Origin of the sequence: Roseibium aggregatum (assembly GCF_017309185.1) — a bacterium.
In the GTDB taxonomy this organism is placed as follows: Bacteria; Pseudomonadota; Alphaproteobacteria; order Rhizobiales; family Stappiaceae; genus Roseibium; species Roseibium aggregatum_B.
The window spans coordinates 491,958-508,906 of the sequence record NZ_JAEKJZ010000002.1; the positions used below are offsets into that span (position 1 = coordinate 491,958).

Here is a 16,949-nt window from a genome sequence, read left to right on the forward strand (position 1 = left end):
TATGCAAAATACAGTTCACGCATGTGGGTCACTTGACATTTCAATCCTCGCATTGGCAGCAATGCCTGACCACGCTCCTCATCGCGGCGGCGGGCGCCGCCGTCTTCCGGTATCTGGACTTCCCCCTTCCCTTTTTGTTCGGCCCGATGTTCGCCAGCCTTGTCGCGGCCCTGGCCGGTGTCCGCCTGCGCACTGTCGCACCCGTTTCGAAGGCCGCGCGCACGGTTCTGGGCGTCGCGGTCGGGGCATCGATCACCCCCGCAGTCTTCATGCAATTGCCGAACATGGCGCTTTCGGTCGCTCTGGTGCCGCTCTACCTGCTGGTCATCGCAGGTATCGGCGTGCCTTTTTTTCACAAGGTATGCGGCCTCGACCGGGTGACGGCCTACTATTCCGCCATGCCCGGCGGACTTCAGGACATGGTTCTTTTCGGGGAGGAGGCCGGCGGGGACGTCCGGGCCTTGTCGCTTATTCATGCGACACGGGTGCTCCTGATCGTGAGTCTTGCACCGCTCATCCTGACCGGCATCATGGAAGCCTCGCTCGCAAATCCGGTCGGCGCACGCGCCGCGACCCTGCCCTGGCAGGAACTTCTCATCATGGCGGCGGCAGCTCTCTTCGGCTGGAAGCTGGCGGAACGGGCCGGCATGTTCGGAGCGGCCATTATCGGACCGCTGATAGCCGCCGCCGCCTGTTCACTGGCGGGATTGATCCACTCGCGCCCGCCCGCGGAGGCGATTCTGTTCGCCCAGTTTTTCATCGGGACCGGCATTGGCGTCGGCTATGTCGGCGTAACGCTCAGGGAACTGCGCAATTACGTCGCTACCGGTGTGCTCTATGTCGTTCTCCTCGCGATTCTCGCCGTCATCTTCTCCGAAATCGTTGTCCTGAGCGGCCTGGCTGAGCCGCTCGAAGGCTTCCTGGCCTTTGCACCGGGCGGGCAGGCTGAAATGACCGTGCTCGCCATCATTGCCGGCGCCGATCTGGGTTACGTGGTCGTCCACCACCTGACCCGTCTGGTTCTGGTCATCCTTTGCGCGCCGGTCTTCGCCGGCTACCTTTTCACGCAGAAAAACGGAAGCGGGTCCACTGTAGCTCCGCCGGAGAAACCCGAAGACCGACGCCAAGACTGAAGCCGAAGCCATAACCTTTCCCGGCGGTAAACCGGCCGAGAATCCGGAAACGGCTCCGAACGCCGGATAGTCTCTTTGCGCTCTTGCGCGGCGTTGCTCGCGGGCTCCTTCGAAACAAACGCCCCCGAGAGGTCCCGGGGGCGTTTGGTTTCAGCAGTCACAACGGTTTCGTAGACGCGTCAAACCAGGAAGAAATCGTCCTGAAAGACGATATTGTCGACGATGCCCGCATCTGCATCGCGCACAACGATCCGGTCTCCGTCGCCTTCAAGATGGATGATCGCATTGCCGTTGCGTTCGACCACCCGAAGGATTTCAGCCCCGGCTTCAAGAACAATGGTGTCCTCGCCGGCATCGAAATCGGTGATCACGTCCCGGTCCCTGACACCGCTTTGACTGTCGGCACCAAAGATGAACGTGTCGGCGCCCTCTCCTCCGGTCAGACGGTCATTTCCGCCGCCGCCGAAAAGGAACTCATCGGCATCCGTTCCGACGAGCCGGTCGTTTCGTCCCGTACCCTCGATGGTAATGGGATCAATCTCCGGCTCGGGCTCCGGTTCGGGCTCGGGATCAGGCACGGGAGCCGGATCGCCGTTCCCGTCGGCAAGCGAAAAGCCGAGATCCTGGAACGTCAGGTCATGGGACTGCGCGGTGAAGTCGGTGACCCGGGCAACGTCCTCGATGGTTTTGCCGAGCGCCTCCAGGGCCTCGGTTTCGAAGACGTATTGGCGCGAAGAGGAACCGAAGTTGAATGTCGAAACCTCCCTGAGCGCGAGCGCCTCACCGGTGGTTCCGTCATTGAACAATATGGTCGCCAGCCCTTCCGTTGGAGTGTCGGTGAAGTCACCGCTATCCGCGCCATTGTCACGGACACCGTCGGCATCGAAGAGTTCCGCCCCGGTTACCGAGGTCGCGCGCAACTCGGTTCCGAGGAAACTCTCGACAAACTGCTGGCCCACGAACTGCTGCGAGGATTGCGGCAGAAGACCGTACTCCAGGGTTTGCAGAGGCGTGGTCAGCGGTTGTCCGATGAACAATGTGTCTTCGGTGACCCGGGTTGCACCTGCCGTCACCGTATCCAGGGTCCGCGACATGAAATAGGTCGCCCCGTCGACTTCAAAGACAACGCCGGCGAACCTGCCCTGGTCCGTGGTCAGACCCACGGCGCGGACCTCCGGCATCTCTGTCGCCACGACGGTCCCGTCGATGGTGAAGGTCACCGCCTCGGCCGGGGTCGAAAAATCCTGTCCCTGGATGATGAGAGGCCTTGCCGGGGCAAGAAACTCCGCGTCCGCTTCGGAGGATTCCGTTACCTCGAGCGTCACCGATGTCAGGCTGGTCCCCGCGGTAACATTTCCATCCGCGAGGCTGTATCCGTCGAGGCGGAAGATTTGACGTTCTAGTACAATGGCCATGATGGCTCCCGATTGTGATGCACCCCCGGGGACATGCTCTTCAGAGGCCCTCGAAAAGCAATTCAAACAAGATAACGATGGGATAACGACAGCGTTGGCGTCTTCAGCCTGCCGGCTTGGAAATGGCCCTGCGCCTCGGTCCGGGGCAGTCTCGCCGGCGGTTTCAGCCCTGCAGTCAAGAGAAACTGTGGCTGGACTTGGGGGAAACCGGTTTTGGTGTCGATTTTAGAAAGAAGCTTTGCTAATTTGGAAATCTGAAATGAAGATGGGAGGGTCTGACGGTGTCGATAGAGGCATTCCCCGAAGATACTGAAAGCGGACGGCTAGATCACGAACAGATCGTTCATGAGTGGTTTCTCGATTTGTTGAGAGATCGTCCGGAAAAGCAGATCGCCGATATTCTCGGCGTTTCCAGTTCGAAGCTCTGGAAACTGAAGAAGGGGCAGCAACGGCTCAAGGCAACCGAGCTGGTAATCCTGCACCAGAGGCTCGACGCGCCGCTGCCGGATCTTGTTTCAGGCGGCAGGAAGAGCACCGGCGCCGCCTCGTCTACCAAAAAGACCGACACCAAGAGCCTGTTCGACTTCGCCTATGACCGCGTCTGTGACCTTGAAAGACGGAAACCGGAAGAGCAGAGAGTTGATGAATTTGAACGCCTGGAACAAGTCTTTCACATTTTGAAAACGATCCAGGAAACACCGGAAGCGTTGGAACTGAAGGACCGTTAATGAGCGAAGACCATACCTTTTCCGAGAAGCAACTGACGTTTCTGCAGTTGTTTCATATTGCCGCCCGGTACGATTGCCTGTGCATCCTGGACTATTATTGCATGAACGAGTTCGACCACGACAGGGTGACCAGCCTGACGGACGACGAACGCGTGCGCCTGGTTGAGCTCGCCGAACGGGAAATCTTCGCGGAAGCGATAGAAAAGGGCTATCGGCCGAACAGGGTCTCAAGCGAGGTTCAGTACAATGGCCTTCTTTGTTGAGAAGCTCGACCTGTCGCGGATAGAAAGTGGCGAGGCAGGCGACGGGGCGCAGTTCATGTACCGTTTCTGGCTCCGCAACGAGGGCCACATGAACCGCGACAGCGGCATGACCCATCTGTCGAGGCAACTCATGCTGTTTCGGCCGGAATACATTCCAGGCGACGTCCCGCCGGTCGGGCTGATCGGCAAGGACACGACCTTCCGACGCTACATACCCACAACCAACGAACCGACCAGTCTGCCGCTCGAATACCGGTCCATGATGGCCCCGGGCTACCATGCCGCGATTGCCGGCGAGCCCTGGTTCGATATCCAGCGCACCGGCCAGATGATGGGCGAAGGCACTCCGGATCTCATTCTCGAGCGGCTGATTTTGCCTTTCCGGACAGCTGCCGGGTTTGAGCGGCTCTTCTGCCTGTTAACCCTCAGGGAGGAGGTTTCGCGATCCGGTCGATCAGATCCAGAAGATCGTCGCGGCGGTTTCCGGCCAGGAACAGATCGTTGTCGATCGGGATGGGTCCACCGGCCTGCCATCGCACCGCGTTTTCAACCAGAAGCGTGAAGCCGCAGGAACGGAAAAAGCCGTCCTTGAAGACACGCTTTTCCATCCAGCCATAGTAGAAATCGGCATCCCACTCGTCCAGGGCCTCGATCTGCGCGATCCGGTTCAGGAGCCCGCCCAAATGGCAGTTCTGCCATTCGGGGCGCACCTCCGTGCCGCCGAGGTAGACCGTGTCGCCGGTGATCGACTGGGCGAACCTAGGCTGGTCAGCCGCCAGCACGACCTGGCCACCCGTCTCGGCCGGAAAGCAGCGGTGAAAATGCTTGCGCCAGTAGTCTGCAAGCGACTGCGGCGGCCGGATCGGATCCAGCCGGGCGCACACGCGGCCAACCATGCGCCCCCGGTCATCGGTCAAGGCAAGCCAGAAGGCCCTTCCGCTCGAAAAGGTCTGCATTCTTGGCGTGAAATGCGCCTCCAGAACCTTCAGCCCGGCCGCCTCGGCCATGGCGTCTACCATCTCGAAATCGTGACCGCGCTGAAGTGTCAGCCCGTAGCCGATAAAAACCGAATCAATCGCGCCCCATGCTCTCTTTAACAGGATCGGGTCCACCCCTGATCTCAGTTTGCCCATGCCTATGTGTCCTGTTTCTTTTTTTGAAAGTATTATTTCTGTTTCCGAACAAACCGATCGCGATCCACGACACACCTCATATAATCGCAACACTTACGGGTCGGTTGACAGAAATAACTGAGCAGGCAACAGGTTAAGTGCTTCGTTCCTCCCGCCAAAGAGGAGTGTATCAAGGGAATTGCATGCATATACCGAATGCTCCTGCACCCGTCGCCAACCGGCCTCTGGAAATAACGCAGGCGCTCATGAAGATTCCACTTGGAAGGGCAGATCGCTCCGAAGATTCCGATTGGCAAGACGCGCAGTTGAGCATCCTACTGCTTTCCGGACAGATTAAAACCAACCTGCCGGACACTCGCGAGACAAAAAACAAGCTTTGATGGTCTTCGAACCCAGCAGAACGTGCAGCGCCGAAGGAATACCCTTCGGAAAGGCAAGATCTCTCGTCGTTCATACCGCGGCAGTCGAGCGATGAAGCCAGTCGCTTCTGCCTTTCTAAGGGACGTTGGTGGTGGGTGAATGGGGGGCGAACCCCGGGCCCGCTGATTGCAAACTATAAAATAGTGTTATTATTCAATAATTTATATCCTTGCTCGCACTGTTTCCGAGCAATCAAAAACTAAACCTGACAGGCATGAGTTTGACTGGCACAAAACGTCCGCCTCGAGCCTAAGTTGATCGACGCTGCGCGCTGCAAGATAGTCGGCTAGCGACTCTCTGCAAAGTCCTTGACCCAGTCGGAAATTGTATCCAGTGCACCGGGTGCAAAGGCGTAACGCCCCTCCAAAAGGTATCTGGCGACGGCGTAGTAGGACCAGTCTTCGGACAGTTGGCAGTTGTAGACAGATGCCTTCAAGAGCCCATGCGTCGCATCAGGCAAGATCGTGATACGGGTGGCCGAGTCTTTCCGGCCGAGCATTTCTTCAAAGATTGCGGCGTTTCGAGTTGGATCGACGTTGAGGTCCTCCGCTCCCCAGAGCGCCAAAAGAGGAAGCCCCAGCGAAGACAAAGCCTGCCGCGAATCCACGCCTCGATTCTGGCGGACAAATCTCCAACGTTCGGGGGACATGCCAACCGGAGCGTCGTCTGCAGTAGCTTTTCTCCCAAATGCGCGGTCGTCCTCAAGGTCTTGCTCTGCAAGAGCGGTGTCAATCTCCTGCTCGCCAAGCCCCTCTCGGCGCAACCGCACCCGGGTGAAATACTCTCCCTGATCCTGCCAGGAAACCGCCGCGCCAATCAGGATCAGAAAATCAGCATCGGCGTTTGTCAGGGATGGCAAAACCCATCCGGCTTGTGAAAAACCAAGTGCACCGATTGCTGCTCCTTCAAAACGCTCTTCCAGGAACTGAAGAACACTTCGAGTTTCGTCGGTCCGATCCGACATCGATTGAAGCAGCCAGTTTCCATCCGACGATCCGACACCGGGTTTGTCCCAGGACGCAACCGCAATCCCGCGATCAAGAAGTACATTGATCATGGGCGCGTAACCGCCTGCCATGGTCCGGTCTTGCGCGCCATCCCCGTGAACTATCGCAACGACGGCAATCACCGTGTCGTCGGGAAGCCAGATCGTGCCTGATAACTGGTCGTCGGAGACTGTAACGCCGAATGGCTCGCTCACCCGGCGGTCCAGGTCATGATCTGCCAGGCGCCAGAGCATGACACCTGCCGCCAAGGCCGACACCAGCCCGGCCATCAGAACCGCCCGCAGTTTCATTTGAATTCAGACTTTCTCGTTCCCATTTCAATTGAGACATAGAAAGCGTCTACCGTGAAAACAATCTATCAGTCCGAACCATTTGTCGTCGAAAACGGCCTCCGACCCGAACACCGCCGGCAAGCTGCCCGTGGATACTGGCGCGCCTTTTCGCGCAAGCTCCGGTATCCGCTTGGGCCGGAGGAGAAGGCCTTGTCCTTCATTGAAGGCGTTCTGGACCCGACCCACGCCATTTCTGCAGTGTCAAAAGACGGGCAGTTTCTGGGGATGGCCGGTTTCAAGTCGCCCAAGGGCGCACTCGTCGGTGGCGGTTTTGGTGATCTTGCCCGGACTTACGGATGGATTGGTGCCGCGCTGCGCGGCACCCTGATCCATGTTCTGGAACGGGACTGCGCTGAGGGAACCCTCCTGATGGATGGCATTTTTGTTGAGCCGCCGGCCAGAGGTCAAGGCGTCGGAACAGCGCTTTTGCATGCCGTGGAAGCGCATGCTGCTTCCATGAAGCTGCAGCATGTCAGGCTTGACGTTATCGACACGAATCCGCGTGCCCGTGCGCTCTATGAACGAGAAGGGTTTTCAGAGCGGTCTGTCTTGTCACTTGGTCCGTTAAAGCCGATCTTTGGCTTTTCCTCCGCAGCACAGATGACAAAAACCGTCGGGCGCTGATGAGCATAAGCGGCCCTTCAAGGACCTGGAGGGAACGGCCGTCTCGTCTCGCAGACCAGACAAAACTCAACGCCCATCGAACGCCAGATCCACGACGCCCGCCAGGCACAGGCGAAGGCCTGATTTCAAGCAGATCAGGAACAGAACAAACCGTGCGACGTCGCAAGGAAGTCGCACAGCGTCGTATGTTCCCGCTTTGATCACGGCGCAAATTTTGCGCCTTATGCGAATTTCTTCTTCAAAATCAAAGAGAAAGAGATGGTGGGTGAGTGGGGGCTCGAACCCCAGACCCGCTGATTAAGAGTCAGCTGCTCTACCAACTGAGCTACACACCCATAAGCGGTTGCGCCGCGAAATCCGCAGCGGCCGGATGGCGGGGATATAGCGTGCGAAAACGCTGTGCGCAACGGGTGTGTGACATTTTTTTGTCAAGGCCGCGATCGCTTCGGCACAAGGTCCGGACATGCACTGCAAGGCGTTTTGCATTGCTTCGTCCTCTCGCCTTCCGGCGTAACTTTCAAAAAGAACAGACCCCTTCCGCGCAACAATCGAATTTTGGGGTTGACCGGCGAAAGCCGCCTCACTAGTGTGCCGCGCAACAGGCCCGGGCGGACATGCTGGACCTGTGCGGGCTTGCGGGCGCTTAGGCTGCCGGCGGGACCGGAGCGGCACGTGCCGCGCCGCATGTCCATGGACAAGGCCCCAGGGCCCGCAGGATCGAAGGACCGGGACGACATGGCAATGTCGCTCATTCTAGTAGTGGTAGGAAAGCGCGCCCTCCAGGCGGGATGACCCCGTTCGGACAGGATGGCGCGCGACCAAGGCTCCCCAAGGGGCCTTTTTTTATTGCCGCCGTCCGACGATGCCCTTCCCCTCCCCCGACCTTCGAGACCGCGGACCGCGCGGCCGGAAAAACGACAAAAGACTGAGCCAGGGCCTGAATTCTCGGGCCGGTAAAACGCAAGGACGAGAGAATGACACGGGAAATGACCGGCGCCGAAATGGTCATCCAGGCGCTGAAAGACCAGGGAGTTGATACCATCTTCGGCTACCCGGGCGGTGCAGTGCTTCCCATTTACGACGAGATCATCCAGCAGGAGGGTCTGGAGCACATTCTCGTGCGCCACGAGCAGGGCGCTGGCCATGCGGCGGAAGGCTATGCGCGCGCCACCGGCAAGCCGGGCGTGGCGCTGGTCACCTCCGGTCCCGGCGCGACCAACATGGTGACCGCGCTGACCGACGCCATGCTGGACAGCATCCCGCTCGTCTGCATTTCCGGCCAGGTACCCACCCACCTCATCGGCAACGACGCCTTCCAGGAATGCGACACGGTCGGCATCACCCGTCCCTGCACCAAGCACAACTGGCTGGTGCGCGACGTCGACGACCTGCCGCGCATCCTGCACGAGGCGTTTTACGTCGCCACCTCCGGCCGACCGGGCCCGGTCGTCGTCGACGTTCCGAAAGACGTCCAGTTCGCCACCGGCACCTACCAGGGTCCGACGCCGAACCCGGCCGCCTCGCACAAGAGCTACCGGCCGCAGATCAAGGGCGACGCGGCGGCGATCCGTCAGGCGGCGGAGATGATGGCCGCTGCCAAAAAACCGGTTCTTTATACCGGCGGCGGCGTCATCAACTCCGGCCCGCAGGCCTGTCAGCTGCTGCGCGAGCTGGTGTCCCTGACCGGTTTCCCGATCACCTCTACCCTGATGGGGCTCGGCGCGTATCCCGCGTCCGGCGACAACTGGCTCGGCATGCTCGGCATGCACGGCACCTATGAAGCCAACATGACCATGCACGACTGCGACCTGATGGTCTGCATCGGCGCCCGCTTCGACGACCGCATCACGGGGCGCACCGACGCGTTCTCGCCGGGCTCGCGCAAGATCCATATCGACATCGACCCGTCCTCGATCAACAAGACGATCAATGTCGATCTGCCGATCATCGGCGATGTCGGCCATGTTCTGGAAGATCTGGTCCGCATCTGGCGGTCGTCTTCCATGAAGGCGGACGCCAAGGCCATGAAGGACTGGTGGCAGCAGATCGACGCCTGGCGGGCGCGCAATTCGCTGGCCTACAAGCCGAACGAAGACGTCATCATGCCGCAATACGCCATCCAGCGGCTTTACGAACTGACGAAGCACCGCAAGACCTTCATTTCCACGGAAGTCGGCCAGCACCAGATGTGGGCGGCGCAGTTCTACGGCTTCGAGGAGCCGAACCGCTGGCTCACCTCCGGCGGCCTCGGCACCATGGGCTACGGCCTGCCGGCAGCCATCGGCGCGCAGGTGGCCCATCGCGACGCGCTCTGCGTCGATATTGCCGGCGACGCCTCCATCCTGATGAACATCCAGGAGATGTCGACGGCGGTTCAGTTCGGCCTGCCCGTGAAGGTGTTCATCCTGAACAACCAGTATATGGGCATGGTCCGCCAGTGGCAGCAACTGCTGCACGGCAACCGCCTGTCCCACTCCTACACCGAAAGCCTGCCGGACTTCGTCAAGCTGGCCGAGGCCTATGGCGGCGTCGGTTTCCGGGTGGAGAAGCCCGGCGATCTCGACGGCGCGATCGAGGAGATGATTGCCGTCGACAAGCCGGTCCTGTTCGACTGCCGTGTCGCCAATCTCGCCAATTGCTTCCCGATGATCCCCTCGGGCAAGGCCCACAACGAAATGCTGCTGCCGGACGAGGCCAACGACGAAGCGGTTGCCAACGCGATCGGCTCCGAAGGCAAATCCCTCGTCTAGACCCCGGCTTTAGGAAAGTTGACACAATGAACGCACAACAGAATGTGGACGCGCCTTCCGCCTATTTCCTGGCCGAAGTCAGCAACGAGACCGAAACCCACACGCTCTCCCTATTGGTCGACAACGAACCGGGCGTTCTTGCCCGGGTGATCGGCCTGTTTTCCGGCCGAGGCTACAACATCGACAGCCTGACGGTCTCGGAAACCGAGCACGAACGGCACCTGTCGCGGATCACCATCGTGACCACGGGTACGCCGATGATCATCGAGCAGATCCGCCATCAGCTCGACAGGCTGGTGCCGGTCCATCGGGTGACGGACCTGACCGTGCGCGCGAAACGCACCAACCAGGACAAACCGCTGGAACGCGAGCTGGCGCTCGTCAAGGTGGCCGGGACCGGCGAAAAGCGCCTGGAGGCCCTGCGCCTTGGCGATGCCTTCCGCGCGACCGTCATTGACGCCACCACCGAGCATTTCGTCTTCGAGATCACCGGCCGGACTTCCAAGATCGAGCAATTCATCGCGATCATGAAGCCGCTCGGCCTGGTGGAAGTCTCCCGCACCGGCGTCGCGGCCGTTCAGCGCGGTCCGGAAGGGCTTTGAAGCTCTTTCAAATCCGTCTTTGCTCGGACTGAGAGCCCTTTGGCCCCGACAAACGCCCCCGCCGCTCGCCAGCGGCGGGCGGAAATGACGGCTTATTGGGATTTGCCATAGTCCGGGCGCCAGTCGCTGATCTGGCCCCCGTGGCTCATGATCTTGAAACTCAGCTCGGGGATCCAGGTCACCCCGGCGATGCGCCCGAGAAATTCCTCTTCCAGCTGCAACAATCCGCCTTTGCGAATATAGACCTTGATTGAGCAGACCTGCATGCCGCATTCCAGACTGGTGCCCGGTTTCCCGCTGCAGGTGATCCCCTGGTGAGACAGGACAAGGTCGTCGCGGCCGTCGCCATTCAGATCGGCTTCAAAGACGCCGTCCGAGCCGAAAGACCCGGCACGGCCGCCGCATCCGTCGGCAATCGCCTGTTGCATCAGATATTGCGTCGCCTTGGAAAACGCGTGAGAAGGCGATGGAGACATCAAGCTGCCCGCGGCGATCAGGCCGGCGAACAAACCGAGGCGGCATAAAAAACGCATTTCAGACTTGCTCCATCAGAAACCACAAAACAATCGAGCCACGGTATTTGCTTTCGGCAAGACACGCCAGCACGGACAGGCCGGAAACCCGGCCAAGTCGCATCAGACCTGGGAAGGGTCGGATTTTCGTCGATACCCTGACGCTGGTACCGGTTTCCCGTGCATTTTGCCGCAGTCCGCGCGATCTCCATTTGCGCCTCCGAACCCGAGCATGGTGGAATTGATGTCATTGCCGAAAACCGCACTGGAACTGGGCCGTTACTGGTCACCATATTGAATCTGATGTTCGTTCCGAGCATGCCGCGACTTGAGACGAACTTCAGATTCAGGTGACTAGACGCGACACGGATGAGCGCGTATACGACACCGGCATACCGCGCCGGAAGCGGCGCACTTCTCATGCTTTCTGAGACGACTTCAGTTCTAGACAAAGGCTTCAAGCCCATGATCCACGGTCTCTCTCGGCCGAAAAACCAGATTCGCTGGCTGCTTTTGGAAGGCATTTCGCCGACCGCCTGCGCCGTTCTGGACAAAAACGGTTACACCAATGTGGAAATCCTGCCGGGCGCGCTGGAAAAGGACGCGCTGATCGAAAAGCTGCAGGACGTGCAGATCCTCGGCATCCGCTCGCGTACGCAATTGACCGAAGAGGTGCTGGAAGCCGCCAAGTCGCTTGTGGCCGTCGGCTGTTTTTCCGTCGGCACCAATCAGGTCGACCTGAAAGGTACGCTCACCCGCGGTATCCCGGTCTTCAACGCCCCCTTCTCCAACACCCGCTCGGTCGCGGAACTGACCATCGCCGAAATCGTCATGCTGATGCGCGGCGTCTTCACCAAATCCGCCGCCGCCCACGAGGGCCGCTGGCTGAAGAGTGCCGCCGGGTCCCATGAAGTGCGCGGCAAGACGCTCGGCATCGTCGGCTACGGCAACATCGGGACACAGCTCTCCAATCTGGCCGAGGCCATGGGGCTCCGGGTCATCTACTACGACACGGTCGACAAGCTGCAGCACGGCAACGTGATGCCCGCCGACAGCCTGGACGCGCTTCTGAGCGAAGCGGACGTGGTGTCGCTGCATGTTCCCGACACCCCGAACACGCGCAACATGATCCGCACCGAACAGATCGCGAAGATGAAGAAAGGCGCGTTCCTGATCAACAACGCGCGCGGCCAGGTGGTCGACATCGACGCGCTCGCCGAGGCGCTGCAATCCGGACAACTGGCCGGCGCGGCGATCGACGTCTTCCCGGTGGAACCGAAATCCAACAAGGACGAGTTTTTCTCAGCCCTGCGCGGCCTGGACAATGTCATTCTGACCCCGCATGTCGGCGGCTCCACCGAGGAGGCTCAGGCACGCATCGGCGAGGAAGTCTCCAAGCGGCTGGTGGAATACTCCGACGTCGGCTCCACCGTTGGCGCGGTCGCCTTCCCGCAGGTGCAGTTGCCGAAGGGAACGGACGCGACCCGCTTCATCCAGGTTCACCACAACGCGCCGGGCGCCATGCGAACCCTGAACGACCTGTTCACCCGCCACGACCTCAACATCTGCGCCCAGTACCTGCAGTCCCATCAGGACATCGGCTACGTGGTTCTGGATGTGGACAGCATGGTCGAGGATCCGGTAAAGATTCTGGAAGAGATCCGCGCCCTGCCGAACACGATCCGTGCAAGGTTGCTGAACCGGGTTTGAGTCGGGCCGTACGGGTAAACCATAAGGCAAAGTCGCGCGTTAGAGTTGGTTTGAGTTTCAGACCTGGGAACGCTGCCGTTTCATTCGGTGTCATCCCGGTCAAGCGGCGGCGCTGAACCGGGACCCACTCGCCTTTCGTTTCAGGAATGACCGAGGTCTGACCCATCTCGCTCTGGAAATGAGCAGGCCCCGGCTCTGCGCTTCGCTGCGTCCGGGGTGAGCGCAGAGGGAATGCGCGTGCCATTGGCCAAAGCTGCCGCAAACGAGCGCAAGGCAGGGATGGTCAGGCAGGCAAGCAGTCTCTTCGCGTTCTCCTGAAAATCTGCAAAAATCCTCCTCAAGAACCCGGAGCGGACGATTTACCTCTTCGTCTGTCCACCCACCGGAGGTAATTGTCTTGTCCATGCAACAGTTTCACTCACGGCGCTGGTTGCGCCGTCATCGGCTCCGCTTCCTGACGATGGTCGTTGCGTCGCCGGCCGGCTATCTGGTCGCGCTCTGTGTGGCGGCCACGCAAATGTCCGAGGACGACATCTGGTTCATTGCCCTGCTGGGCGGGTTTTCCGGCGCGGTTGCCGGTCTTCTTCTGTCCGGTCTGTTCGGTCACCCCGGCAGGAAGGGCTGGCTGCTCAGCGTTGCGGCGTCGCTGCTGAGCCCTTCTCTTGGCGGGGCCGTCGTCGGAAGCGTCTTTAGTCCCGGCGGGGGAACGGTCCTGGGTGCGGTCATGCCTTTGATGACATTCACCCGCTTTTCGTCCTTTTCACTCTGGCTCGCATGCCTTGTGACCGTTCACCTGAGCATTCGATACCTGCGGCTTAGATTTCCGGCGGGTGATGACCTGGCCATCAAGCCCGAGCACCTGTCGGAAAGGCAGCTGTCGGCATTCGATTGAAACCGCCGGTCGAACGGACGGTCCCTTATCCCGCAGCCTGCGGACCGAACACCTGGTTGCGGCCGCGCTCCTTGGCCTCGTAAAGCCGCAGGTCTGCTGCCTTGAAGAGTTCGTCCAGGGTTTCGCCATCCGCCGGCGCGCTGGAAATGCCGATGCTCACGGTGACCTTCTCCGTGAGATACATGGCGCTGAACCGTTCGATGGTCTTGCGGATCCGCTCCGCGAGCGACACGCCGCCGTCGGCTGGCAGATGTTCGCACAAGAGCACGAACTCCTCGCCCCCGACCCGGTAAAGATGATCGTCGGAGCGCAGGTTCTCCGTCAAAAGCCCGGCAATCGACCGGAGCACCTCGTCGCCACTCTGGTGGCCGAGGCGGTCGTTGACCTGCTTGAAGTGATCGATATCGATCACGAGAAGCGACAACGGCCGGTTTTCCTCCAGGCTCTTGCGGATGATCTCCGGCGCCTCCCGGTCGTACTGGCTGCGGTGATAGACCCCTGTCAGATGATCCCGGACCGAGGCTTCCAGAAGCTGATGATAGCGCTCCCGGTAGGTCAGGACCTGAAAGACATCCTTCAGCGGACGATTGGAGATCCAGCTCTCCTCGTGATCGAAGAACTTCAGATAGGCGACAAAGAAACCGGTATAGACAACCGTTGCGCCCAACTTCGCCACCCAGCCGCCGTAAAAGGCCTGCCAGGGCGCGCCGGACACATAGTGAAGCGCCAGAAAGAAACCGATCTGGTCGAGGGTCAGAACGATGGCGCCGCAGGCCAGAAACCTCAGGCAGAGATGCCGCCCGAACCTGTCGCCGAGAAACTCGTAAAGAACGATGATGGCGATGGCATCGACGAACAGAAGCAGGGTTCCCCAGATCATGAGAAGCCCCATCTCGTCGATGAAGGCGATATCCGGCAATCTGCCCGCCGTAACCGCGACCGTCTCGTGGTTACGCAGGATCATCACGAGGCCGACCATCAGGAAATTGCCGATCAGAAGCCCATAGATCGGCTGGCGCGCCGTCAGGGCGTCCTCGCGGATATAGAGCAACAGGATCATCAGTAGCTTGCCGGAAAAAAGCACTGTCGATCCGGGTGAGACGATGCCGAAGGGCAGCTCGATGTAAAAGACGCTCGCGAGATAGGTTTCCAGGAAATGCATGACGCCGAGCGCGCACAGAAAAATTCCGATGCCTATTTGCTTGCGCATGCGCAACAGGCCCATCATCACGCAAAAATAGAGCGCCGCCTGAGCGAGTAGAAGAAGCGTGTTTGTGAGGGCCATGAGAAAAGGTCGGACGGTAGCTGCAGCCTGCGATTACACAGTCTGCCTTGATTCCTCCCTGGGGCGAAACAGAAAAATTCAGAATTTACCCGTGAAAATTGATTAAATTTCAGCCAGCGGAAACAGCCGGAAACCGTTAGGCCTGGAAATACTTGTCTCTCTCTCTCCAGAAAGGCCATATCTGGGATGTTTTCACCGCACCCTGATAAAGTTGCCACTTCTGCGTGTGTTATTCACTTTAGGCAATCTATCGAGAGACCGGATCGATCACCAGCAGCAGCCGTGCGCCCGCCAGGGCACCGCTGGCAGGAGAGCGATGCAGGAGACCGGTTTCCTCGCCTCCCGGCCATTGACGGCCGCGAAAGAGCCCGACGGCCCCGCAAGGAACCTTGCCGATCCTCTGAGGGTCTTCCACGACATCGCCTGGAACATACTCCGTGCCGGACCCGCGATAGGTGCACAACAACCTTGCCACCACATTGTCGACGTGGAACTTCGGACAAATTACTTCCTCCGACACATCGAACCGGACCCGGACCATGCGGACATCCGCGACCTTGGCAAGCACCAGCGCAAGAGCTGCGGCGTCGCTGGCCAGCATGTCGCGCTCTGGGCAGACCGGCACCTTGGAGTATTCGCAGGCCGTCATGACCGCCGCCTCGACCAGATGCACCGGCACCGTCGTGCGCAGCTCTGGCAACTGGTCGACGGAAAGACCGTCGAGCCAGTCCTGAAAGCGCCGCTCAGGCGTGCGCGTCCAGATGGCCGCGGCAACGCCTGGACGGCCGATATCGGCGAGAATGTCCGCGTCCCGCCCGATGATCACGTTTCGAGCCGCGGCCCGGTCATGTGGTGAAAGATCTCCAGCCAGGCTCATGCCGCCTGCTCCGCGCGTCCCCAGCCGGGGAAGGGATCGGGCAGGTGCTTGAATGCGGCCAGATCGTCCCCCGCCTCTTCGCCCAGAAGGCAACCGTCCAGCCGGTCTTTCAGCCCCGGCCAATCGATACCAGAGCCGATAAAAACGATTTCCTGACGCCGGTCGCCGAACGGCTCCACCCAGAGCGAGCGGGCATAATCCAGGGCGCGCGGGTCGTTCGGCCAGCGGCTTTGCGGCACCGACGCCCACCAGCGGCCGATCGGACCGACGCTGGAAAGCGCGCCGGCGAGCGAGAATTCCGCCACCCAATCCGGACGCGTCGCCAGCCAGAAATGCCCCTTGGCCCGGATAACACCCGGAAGCGGCCCGTTGAGAACCGGGTGGAGCTTGGCGGGATCGAAAGGACGCCGCGCCCGGTAAACGAAGGAAGCGACGCCATACTCTTCCGTTTCCGGCACGTGATCGGCGAAACCGTAAAGCTCCTTGGCCCAAAGCGGATGCTCGTGGGCCTTCTGAAAGTCGAAGAGCCCAGTGTTCAGGATATCGGCGGTCGGCACTTCGGCGAAATCGCATTCGATGATTTTCGCGTCCGCGTTCAGGCTGCGCACGATCTTGCGCGCCGCGTCGACCTTGGCCGGCTCGGCGGCGCTGACCTTGTTCAGAACAACGACATCGGCGAACTCGATCTGATCGGTCAAGAGATGCACCAGCGTGCGCTCATCGTCCTCGCCCAGCGTCTCGCCGCGGTCGCTCAGGAAATCGTGGCTGGAGTAATCGTGCAGGAGATTGACCGTATCGACCACTGTCACCATCGTATCGAGACGCGCGACATCGGACAGGCTTTGCCCGAGCTCATCGCGGAACTCGAATGTTGCTGCCACCGGTAAAGGCTCGGCGATCCCCGTGGATTCGATCAGCAGATATTCGAACCGTCCGTCCTCTGCCAGCCGGCGCACCTCTTCCAGTAGATCGTCGCGCAGCGTGCAGCAGATGCAGCCGTTGGACATCTCGACCAGCGTCTCGTCGGTCCGGCTGAGTTCGGCGCCACCGGCGCGCACCAGATCGGCGTCGATATTGACCTCCGACATGTCATTGACGATGACGGCGACCTTCAGCCCCTCGCGATTGTTCAGGACCTTGTTCAAAAGCGTGGTTTTTCCGGCGCCCAGAAAGCCGGAGAGAACCGTGACGGGAAGACGGCGGTCAGACAATGGAAGCTCCCTCATTTGTTACGTTATTACATAACTAATGTCTTCCCAGGTGTCT

Annotated in this window: 15 protein-coding genes and 1 tRNA gene; 8 read left to right on the forward strand and 8 right to left on the reverse strand. The window is 60.1% G+C overall.

Going from position 1 to position 16,949, the window contains the following annotated elements:
• Positions 1 to 32: 32 nt before the first annotated feature.
• Positions 33 to 1,133: an AbrB family transcriptional regulator gene (locus JF539_RS14440; RefSeq protein WP_209017293.1), complete on the forward strand. Its 1,101-nt coding sequence runs from the start codon at positions 33 to 35 to the stop codon at positions 1,131 to 1,133.
• Between the two features lie 179 nt (positions 1,134 to 1,312).
• Here the strand turns inward: JF539_RS14440 and JF539_RS14445 are convergent, their stop codons facing one another.
• Positions 1,313 to 2,548 (reverse strand): calcium-binding protein, encoded by a 1,236-nt coding sequence (locus tag JF539_RS14445; RefSeq protein ID WP_207141365.1) that lies wholly within the window; start codon positions 2,546 to 2,548, stop codon positions 1,313 to 1,315.
• 281 nt (positions 2,549 to 2,829) lie between these two features.
• Here JF539_RS14445 and JF539_RS14450 point away from each other — a divergent pair, with 281 nt between their 5' ends.
• On the forward strand, positions 2,830 to 3,276 hold the full coding sequence (locus JF539_RS14450) for a hypothetical protein (protein WP_207141366.1): 447 nt from the start codon (positions 2,830 to 2,832) through the stop codon (positions 3,274 to 3,276).
• Positions 3,276 to 3,539 carry a hypothetical protein gene (locus tag JF539_RS14455; protein WP_207141367.1) on the forward strand — a complete coding sequence of 88 codons (264 nt, stop codon included), beginning with the start codon at positions 3,276 to 3,278 and terminating at the stop codon, positions 3,537 to 3,539. Before JF539_RS14450 ends, JF539_RS14455 begins: the two co-directional genes overlap by 1 nt.
• A 425-nt stretch (positions 3,540 to 3,964) precedes the next feature.
• Here JF539_RS14455 and JF539_RS14460 read toward each other — a convergent pair whose 3' ends face one another.
• Positions 3,965 to 4,672, reverse strand: a complete 708-nt coding sequence (locus JF539_RS14460) for a hypothetical protein (RefSeq protein WP_207141368.1) — start codon at positions 4,670 to 4,672, stop codon at positions 3,965 to 3,967.
• A gap of 706 nt (positions 4,673 to 5,378) precedes the next feature.
• Positions 5,379 to 6,389, reverse strand: coding sequence for an alpha/beta hydrolase (locus JF539_RS14465; protein ID WP_207141369.1), 1,011 nt, complete (start codon positions 6,387 to 6,389; stop codon positions 5,379 to 5,381).
• A 54-nt stretch (positions 6,390 to 6,443) separates the two neighbouring features.
• Here JF539_RS14465 and JF539_RS14470 point away from each other — a divergent pair, with 54 nt between their 5' ends.
• Positions 6,444 to 7,055 carry a GNAT family N-acetyltransferase gene (locus JF539_RS14470; protein ID WP_207141370.1) on the forward strand — a complete coding sequence of 204 codons (612 nt, stop codon included), beginning with the start codon at positions 6,444 to 6,446 and terminating at the stop codon, positions 7,053 to 7,055.
• 259 nt (positions 7,056 to 7,314) lie between these two features.
• Here JF539_RS14470 and JF539_RS14475 read toward each other — a convergent pair.
• Positions 7,315 to 7,390 (reverse strand) — tRNA-Lys (locus JF539_RS14475).
• A gap of 639 nt (positions 7,391 to 8,029) precedes the next feature.
• On the opposite strand from JF539_RS14475, the gene JF539_RS14480 reads away from it, so the two are divergent.
• Together JF539_RS14480 and ilvN are read left to right on the forward strand one after the other, a co-directional pair.
• Positions 8,030 to 9,805, forward strand: coding sequence for an acetolactate synthase 3 large subunit (locus tag JF539_RS14480; protein WP_207141371.1), 1,776 nt, complete (start codon positions 8,030 to 8,032; stop codon positions 9,803 to 9,805).
• Between the two features lie 26 nt (positions 9,806 to 9,831).
• Positions 9,832 to 10,407, forward strand: a complete 576-nt coding sequence (ilvN, locus tag JF539_RS14485; RefSeq protein WP_207141372.1) for an acetolactate synthase small subunit — start codon at positions 9,832 to 9,834, stop codon at positions 10,405 to 10,407.
• Between the two features lie 92 nt (positions 10,408 to 10,499).
• On the opposite strand, the gene JF539_RS14490 is transcribed toward ilvN, so the two are convergent.
• The gene (locus JF539_RS14490; protein WP_207141373.1) at positions 10,500 to 10,940 is read right to left on the reverse strand and encodes a hypothetical protein; all 441 of its coding nucleotides are present in this window, start codon (positions 10,938 to 10,940) and stop codon (positions 10,500 to 10,502) included.
• 444 nt (positions 10,941 to 11,384) lie between these two features.
• Here JF539_RS14490 and serA point away from each other — a divergent pair, with 444 nt between their 5' ends.
• A complete protein-coding gene (gene serA, locus JF539_RS14495) occupies positions 11,385 to 12,629 on the forward strand; it encodes a phosphoglycerate dehydrogenase (protein ID WP_207141374.1) in 1,245 nt (414 codons plus the stop codon).
• A 403-nt stretch (positions 12,630 to 13,032) separates the two neighbouring features.
• Entirely contained in the window at positions 13,033 to 13,521 is a 489-nt protein-coding gene (locus JF539_RS14500) for a hypothetical protein (protein ID WP_207141375.1), read from the forward strand.
• A gap of 25 nt (positions 13,522 to 13,546) precedes the next feature.
• On the opposite strand, the gene JF539_RS14505 is transcribed toward JF539_RS14500, so the two are convergent.
• From JF539_RS14505 to JF539_RS14515, 3 genes are all read right to left on the reverse strand, one after another.
• The gene (locus JF539_RS14505) at positions 13,547 to 14,806 is read right to left on the reverse strand and encodes a sensor domain-containing diguanylate cyclase (protein WP_207141376.1); all 1,260 of its coding nucleotides are present in this window, start codon (positions 14,804 to 14,806) and stop codon (positions 13,547 to 13,549) included.
• Between the two features lie 247 nt (positions 14,807 to 15,053).
• Entirely contained in the window at positions 15,054 to 15,683 is a 630-nt protein-coding gene (locus tag JF539_RS14510; protein ID WP_207141377.1) for a DUF1826 domain-containing protein, read from the reverse strand.
• The gene (locus JF539_RS14515) at positions 15,680 to 16,894 is read right to left on the reverse strand and encodes a GTP-binding protein (protein WP_207141378.1); all 1,215 of its coding nucleotides are present in this window, start codon (positions 16,892 to 16,894) and stop codon (positions 15,680 to 15,682) included. Before JF539_RS14515 ends, JF539_RS14510 begins: the two co-directional genes overlap by 4 nt.
• Positions 16,895 to 16,949 lie beyond the last annotated feature (55 nt).